The following is a 6255-nucleotide window of genomic DNA, read 5'->3' as shown; positions in this document are numbered from 1 at the left end:
CCGATATGCGGCGGAGCCGCATATCGGTAGCCCCGCGCCCCTGAGTGTTTCCGCTTGCCTCCCTCCAAGGTTCCGTTCGGGTGAACGGTTGACATGAAGGGGTCCGGGCGCGGCGCGCGAGCCTACGCTGGTTGGTGTAGGGGGCCGGTGCTGCGTTGGGGGGAGTGGGGGCGTGGGGCGGATCAGGGTGTTGGTGGCCGATGGTCACCGGATATTCGCGGAGGCGCTGGCGACGGCGATGGCCGCTGAGCCGGATGTGGAGGTCGCGGCGGCTGGGAGCGCAGGCGCGGCCGAGCGGGCGCTGGAGCGGGCTGCCGCGGAGTCGCGCGCGTTCCAGGTGATGCTGGTCGACGCGGACCTCGGCGCGGGCCCCTCCGCCCCGCACGTGCCCGCGCAGCGGCGGCCGCCGAGCGCGTCCGCACCTCCCGCCGCGCCCACGATCACGCCCGCGCCCGTGCCAGCCGCCAGGCAACCCGACGGCATCGCGCTGATCTCGCGCGCCCGCGCCGCCCATCCCGAGCTGCGCGTGATCGTGCTGGCCACCGCCGACGACCCGCACCGCGCGGTCCGCGCGCTGCAGGCGGGCGCGGGCGGCTGGGTCGCCAAGGAGAGTTCGCTCGGGCGGTTGATGGCTGTGGTGCGCGGGGTGATGCGGGACGAGACGCATCTGCCGCCGAGCCTGCTCACCGGCGTGATACGCGAGCTCACCGCCGCCCGCCGGGACCGGACCGAGAGCGAGCGGCTGGTGGAGTCGCTCACGCCGCGCGAGAAACAGGTGCTGCGCTGCATGGTGGCGGGGCTGGGGCGGCAGGCCGTCGCGGATCGGCTGTTCCTCTCCCCGCACACGGTGCGGACGCACATGCAGAACGTCCTCGGCAAGCTCGGGGTCCACTCCACGCTGGCCGCCGTCGCGCTGGCCCGCCGTGCGGGGGTCGGCCCCGTCGACCTGCCTCAGTGAGGTACGCGCGGCCGCAGCAGGCTGTCAGCGCTCTCCACCCCGTCGTCCAGCCCTTCCAGGGCGTGCAGTGCCGCGCCCGTGCGCTGAGCCTGGCGGTGTAGCAGCTCGCTGCCGACGCAGAGGGTGAGCGCGGTGAGGATGGCGACCAGGTGCTCCTGGCCGGCCAGGTTCGGCACGAGCAGGGCCTCGCCCAGCATCGAGCCGCCCACCAGGAGGCCGGTCACGACGGTGCGGTAGCGCCAGGCGATGCAGATCGCGAGGGCGACGACGGCGACGGAGGGGCCGGTGTCGCGGCCGAACTCCGCCGCGTAGGGAAGGCCGAAGAGGCGGCCGTGGCCCATCTCGGTCGCCTGCCGCGCGTACATGGTGGCGGCCACGGTGGACGCGTACGCGATGCCGAGGGTGCGGAGTCGGCCGAGGGAGAGCTCGGCGATGCCGAAGACGACGAGGACCTGTGCCGCCGCGCCCCAGACCGGCAGGTCGGGCGCCGGGACGAAGAGCGAGAGGGGGGTGCGGGCGAGCTCGACGCCCAGCGGGAGCGAGGCGCGGACGACGCCCAGCCGTTCGACGATCCCCGCGCCGGAGGAGGTCCGCTGCCAGAGCTGGAAGAGCACGATGGCCAGGGTTGCGGCCAAGGTCATCGGGATCGCGGGGAAGCCGTTGCGCCGCGCCCCGTCGCGCATGGCTCGGGCCAGCGCGCCCCACTCCCGCTCTGCGGCAGTGCGGACGCCGCTGCGTATCGCTGCTGACCAGGGCATGCGCGCGTCCTCCGGCGGAATGTCTGGTTCATCCACAGAAGTCGTTCTTGTTCCACGTTAAGCCTGGAACACGTTCACCCTGTGGGCCGGAGAGCCGAAAACCGAATCATTCGGACGAAGGAGTTTCGGACGCCGGACCCGGCCGCTCGGCGGGGAGCGCCGGAACGTGCCGCCGCTTGAACAGCGCGGGCAGGCTGGGCGCGTTGATGAAGCCCTCGGCCCGCGCCGAGGCGATGCCGATCCGCGGCAGGTCGCTGGTGCGCTCGAAGAGCAGGTAGCGCGGCTCCCAGATCGGCCGGTACTTGGCGTTCGCCCGATAGAGGGACTCGATCTGCCACCAGCGCGAGAAGAAGATCAGCACCTCCCGCCACAGCCGCAGGATCGGCCCCGCGCCCAGGCGTCCGCCGCGCTCGAAGACCGCCCGGAACATGGCGAAGTTGAGCGAGATCCGCTGCACGCCCAGCTTCTCGGCCTGCTGGATCAGCTCGATGACCATGAACTCCATCAGCCCGTTGTCCGACTCGCGGTCGCGCCGCATCAGGTCCAGCGAGAGGCCCTCGCGCCCCCAGGGGACGAAGCTGAGCAGCGCCCGGAGCTCCTCCTCGCCGTCGTGGCATTCGAGCATCACGCACTGGCCGTCGTCCGGGTCGCCGAGACGGCCGAGCGCCATCGAGAAGCCGCGCTCGGTCTCGCCGTCGCGCCAGTGGTCGGCGAGGCTGAGCAGCGAGTCCATCTCCTGCTCGGGGATGTCGCCGTGCCGCCGGATCCGGACGGTGTACCCGGCGCGTCCGACCCGCTTGTGCGCCTGCCGGACGCCGCGCATGGCGCGGCCCTCCAGGCTGAAGTCCTCGACCTCGACGATCGCCTCGTCGCCCAGCTCCAGCGCGTTGAGCCCGTGCCGGGCGTAGACGTTGCCGCCCTCCTCGCTGGCGCCCATCACGGCCGGGGTCCACGCGTGCACTTCGGCCTGCTCCAGCCACTGGTCGATGGCCCCGGGCCACGCTTCGACGTCCCCGATCGGGTCGCCCGAGGCGAGTGAGACGCCCCCGACGACGCGGTAGGCGACGGCGGCCTTGCCGGTGGGGGAGAAGACCACGCTCTTGTCGCGGCGCAGCGCGAAGTAGCCGAGCGAGTCGCGCTCGCCGTGCCGGTCGAGCAACGCGCGCAGCCGGGCCTCGTCCTCGGGGCAGAGGTACTCCTTGCCCTTGGGGGCGCGGAAGAGCGCGTAGAGGACCAGCAGGAAGAGGATCACGCTCAGCACGTTGATGGCGATGTCGACCCAGTGCGGGATCTGCACGCCCGCGTGCCCGGCACCGGCCGGGGCCAGTGTGTAGACGCGCATGATCGCGTAGTCCATCCGGTCCCAGAAGGTGGAACCGGCGGCGGTGTTGGTGATGGTGACGAGCGCGGTGCCGATCAGGATGCCGACCGCGCCGCCGATGATCAGCGTGCCGAGCGCGAGCAGCGGGTTGGACCGGTCCCCCTTGGCGTGGAACTCGCGTCGCCCGACGACCAGGGCGAGCAGGAAGACCAGGCTGATCGCGGTGGAGACCCAGTTGAAGCCGTGGTCCCTGACGTCGGAGTCGACCGCCATCAACAGGATGACCAGCACGATGTACGCGCCGGAGAGGATCAGGTTGAAGATCCACGCGGCCCGCTTGCCGCGCCGCATCATGATCGCCAGGAACCAGGCCAGCGCGGCCGAGGTGAAGCCCGCCGTCAGCAGGTAGGGCGTGAACAGGTCCCCGGTGTTGTGCTCGGTCACCTGCCGCCGGAAGGGAGCCGAGATGGCACCGAGCAGGTTGAGCGCCGCGGCGATGCGCAGATACCAGACAGCCACCCAGGCGGCTCGCTTTTGCCAGGCCTCACGGTTCTTGCTGGGGGTCTTGTCGCGGGTCGTTTCGCTGGTCTGGGGAGGGTTCTCGGTAGACACGTACGCATCCATCCCGTTCTGGGCGAATCCTCATGATTACACACCAGAACGGGACGAATAGGCGAGCTTTACTGCGTGCGTGGGCCGCTCGGCTCAGCGACGGTGACTGTCACGGAAGACGTCGCGGAACACGCCCGCGATCACCGCGTGACCGGTCGGGGTGGCGTGGATGTCGTGGTACGGCGTGCACTCCCAGGTCCACTCGCAGATCCTGGCCACGTTCAGCGGGACCTGTCCGACGCCGGGCAGGGTCGCCTGGTCGGTGAAGTCGAGCGTGGAGAACGCGGTGGCCACGTCCGCGACGTGGAAGCCGCCCAGCTTCAGGCCGACCTCGATCGCCCCGTTGAGGGCGACGCCCAGGGTGGCCGAGAGCCGTGCGGCCTGCTGCCCGGACGGGCCGGTCAGCCATACCGCCAGGAACGGGTCGTAGTAGTTCATGCCCGCGTACTGCGGCCGCCCGCCGCCGGCCGCGTGCAGCGCCGCGGTGATCTCCGGCACCTGCACCCCGACCGTGGCGATGCCCTTGGCGGCGCAGGCGAGGTCGATCGAGCCGGAGGCGAGGCAGCCGTCGACGTCGTTGGCGCCGATGTCCAGGGTGACGTAGCGGACGTGCCCGCGGTGGGCGCGCAGGAACTGCACGGCGGCGTCGAGCTGTGACGTCGCGCCGGGGTAGCTGCAGATGCCGCCGTCGATCATCGTCTCGGTGGTCTCGCCGCTGCAGCCGAGCTTGATGTGGACCAGGTCCGGGTCGTGCTGCTTGAGCTGGGCGTAGAGCTGGTCGGTGTAGGAGACGTCGGTGTCGTGCCCGACGTTCGGCTGGTACCCGGCGGCGAGGGAGTCGCCGAGCGAGACGTAGTAGTCGGGCTGGCCGTGGTGGTCGGCGGCCGCCGGCTGGGTGCTGAGGTCCAAGGTCGGCGTGTGCGTCGCGGCCGAGGCCGGGCCGGCCAGGCTGAGAGCCAGGAGCGCGGCGCCGGTCACGGCGCCGAGGGTGCGCGCGAGGCGCGGGAGCCTGCTGCGTGCGGACATCGGGCGGTCCCCCCTTCCGGAGACCGCCGGTTGCGGTCCCCGGCAACGGAGTAGACAACCCGTCGGGAACGCCTGGCAATACCTGTGCAGACGGCAACTGACGAGGCGACAGATGGAGGGGAAGATCAAAGGGCCGGACGAGGGCCGGACGACAGGCCCTCAGTTGCCGTACGGCGTAGCGGCTCTGCTCAGTCCGGGTCGTTGTCGAACGGCGCGACCAGCTGGCGCAGCAGCGACGCCAGCTCCTTGCGCTGCCCGTCGGGCAGCTCGGCGAGGATCTGCCGCTCGTGGTCGAGCAGTCCGGCCAGGGCGGCGTCGGCCCGCTCCTGCCCGGCCTGGGTCAGCCGGACCAGCACCCCGCGGCGGTCGTCGGGATCGGGCAGTCGCTGGACCAGGCCCTTGCCTGCCAGGCGGTCGATCCGGTTGGTCATCGTCCCCGAGGTGACCAGCGTCTGCGTCAGCAGCTGGCCGGGGGAGAGTTGGTAGGGCGTGCCGGCCCGGCGCAGCGCGGTGAGCACGTCGAACTCCCACGGCTCCAGCGCGTGCTCGGCGAAGGCCGTACGGCGGGCGCGGTCGAGGTGGCGGGCGAGCCTGCTGATCCGGCTCAGGACCTCCAGCGGCTCCACGTCGAGGTCGGGGCGCTCACGACGCCATGCTGCGACCAGCCGATCGACCTCGTCCTCCATGGTGATCAGTGTAGTCGGATATCTATCGACATGAAGTCTCTTGACATCAAGAATTTCTGGACGGCATGCTAGAAGTATCTTGACGTCAAGATAAATGGAGCGGAGGGGCGACCGATGAACGCCGTCTCGTGGGACCCGAAGCAGTACCTGCGCCACGCCGACCTGCGCAGCCGACCGTTCTTCGAACTCGTCGACCGGGTGCCCACCACCCCGCGACGCGTCGTCGATCTTGGCTGCGGCCCGGGCAACGTCACGATCAGCTTGACCGAGCGCTGGCCGGACGCGACCCTCGTCGGCGTCGACAGCTCACCGGCGATGATCGAGCAGGCCCAACGCGACTTCCCCGAGAGGGCGGCGTTCCGGGTCGGCGACATCGCCACCTACGACCCGGCCGAGGACCAGCCGGACCTGATCCTCTCCAACGCCGCGCTGCAGTGGGTGCCGGGGCACCTCACGTTCTTCCCCGGCTGGATCGAGGCGCTGCCGCAGGGCGGGGTGCTGGCCTTCCAGGTCCCGGGCAACTTCGACCAGCCCTCCCACGCGCTCCTCACCGAACTGCGCAACAGCCCGTGCTGGCGCGACACGGTCGGCGGCCCGCACCGGGCGGCGATCCCCGAGCCCGCGCAGTACCTGGCGACGCTGTCGGCGCTGGGCTGTGTGGCGGACGTGTGGGAGACCACGTACCACCAGGTCCTCCAGGGCGAGCAGCCGATCCTCGACTGGATGCTCGGCACCGGCCTGCGGCCCACCCTCGACCTCCTCCCCGACCCGCAGCAGCGCGAGGCGTTCCTCGCGGAGTACGCGGCACTGCTGGACGCGGCGTACCCGCGTCAGGACTTCGGCACTGTTCTGCCCTTCCGCCGCGTGTTTGCGGTGGCCGTGAAGATGTGAGGA

General features: G+C 71.2%; 6 protein-coding genes. 2 read left to right on the top strand and 4 right to left on the bottom strand.

The features are described 5' to 3' along the window. The first annotated feature begins 172 nt into the window (after positions 1-172). Positions 173-958 carry a response regulator transcription factor gene (locus I2501_RS07140; RefSeq protein ID WP_328806247.1) on the top strand — a complete coding sequence of 262 codons (786 nt, stop codon included), beginning with the start codon at positions 173-175 and terminating at the stop codon, positions 956-958. Here I2501_RS07140 and I2501_RS07135 read toward each other — a convergent pair. From I2501_RS07135 to I2501_RS07120, 4 genes are all read right to left on the bottom strand, one after another. After that, positions 952-1716 carry a hypothetical protein gene (locus tag I2501_RS07135; protein WP_196192951.1) on the bottom strand — a complete coding sequence of 255 codons (765 nt, stop codon included), beginning with the start codon at positions 1714-1716 and terminating at the stop codon, positions 952-954. The genes I2501_RS07140 and I2501_RS07135 overlap by 7 nt on opposite strands. A gap of 106 nt (positions 1717-1822) precedes the next feature. Next, positions 1823-3661, bottom strand: coding sequence for a phosphatidylglycerol lysyltransferase domain-containing protein (locus I2501_RS07130; RefSeq protein ID WP_196192950.1), 1839 nt, complete (start codon positions 3659-3661; stop codon positions 1823-1825). Positions 3662-3742: 81 nt separating this feature from the next. Further along, the gene (locus I2501_RS07125) at positions 3743-4675 is read right to left on the bottom strand and encodes an SGNH/GDSL hydrolase family protein (RefSeq protein ID WP_196192949.1); all 933 of its coding nucleotides are present in this window, start codon (positions 4673-4675) and stop codon (positions 3743-3745) included. A gap of 188 nt (positions 4676-4863) precedes the next feature. Beyond that, on the bottom strand, positions 4864-5361 hold the full coding sequence (locus I2501_RS07120; protein WP_196192948.1) for a MarR family winged helix-turn-helix transcriptional regulator: 498 nt from the start codon (positions 5359-5361) through the stop codon (positions 4864-4866). 114 nt (positions 5362-5475) lie between these two features. Between I2501_RS07120 and I2501_RS07115 the strand changes: the two genes are divergently transcribed. After that, positions 5476-6252, top strand: a complete 777-nt coding sequence (locus tag I2501_RS07115; RefSeq protein ID WP_196192947.1) for a methyltransferase domain-containing protein — start codon at positions 5476-5478, stop codon at positions 6250-6252. Positions 6253-6255: the final 3 nt, after the last annotated feature.

Source organism: Streptacidiphilus fuscans (assembly GCF_015690355.1).
Taxonomy (GTDB): Bacteria; Actinomycetota; Actinomycetes; order Streptomycetales; family Streptomycetaceae; genus Streptacidiphilus; species Streptacidiphilus fuscans.
Note: the sequence above shows the minus strand (reverse complement) of the source record. Positions and strands in the feature narration are given on the sequence as shown.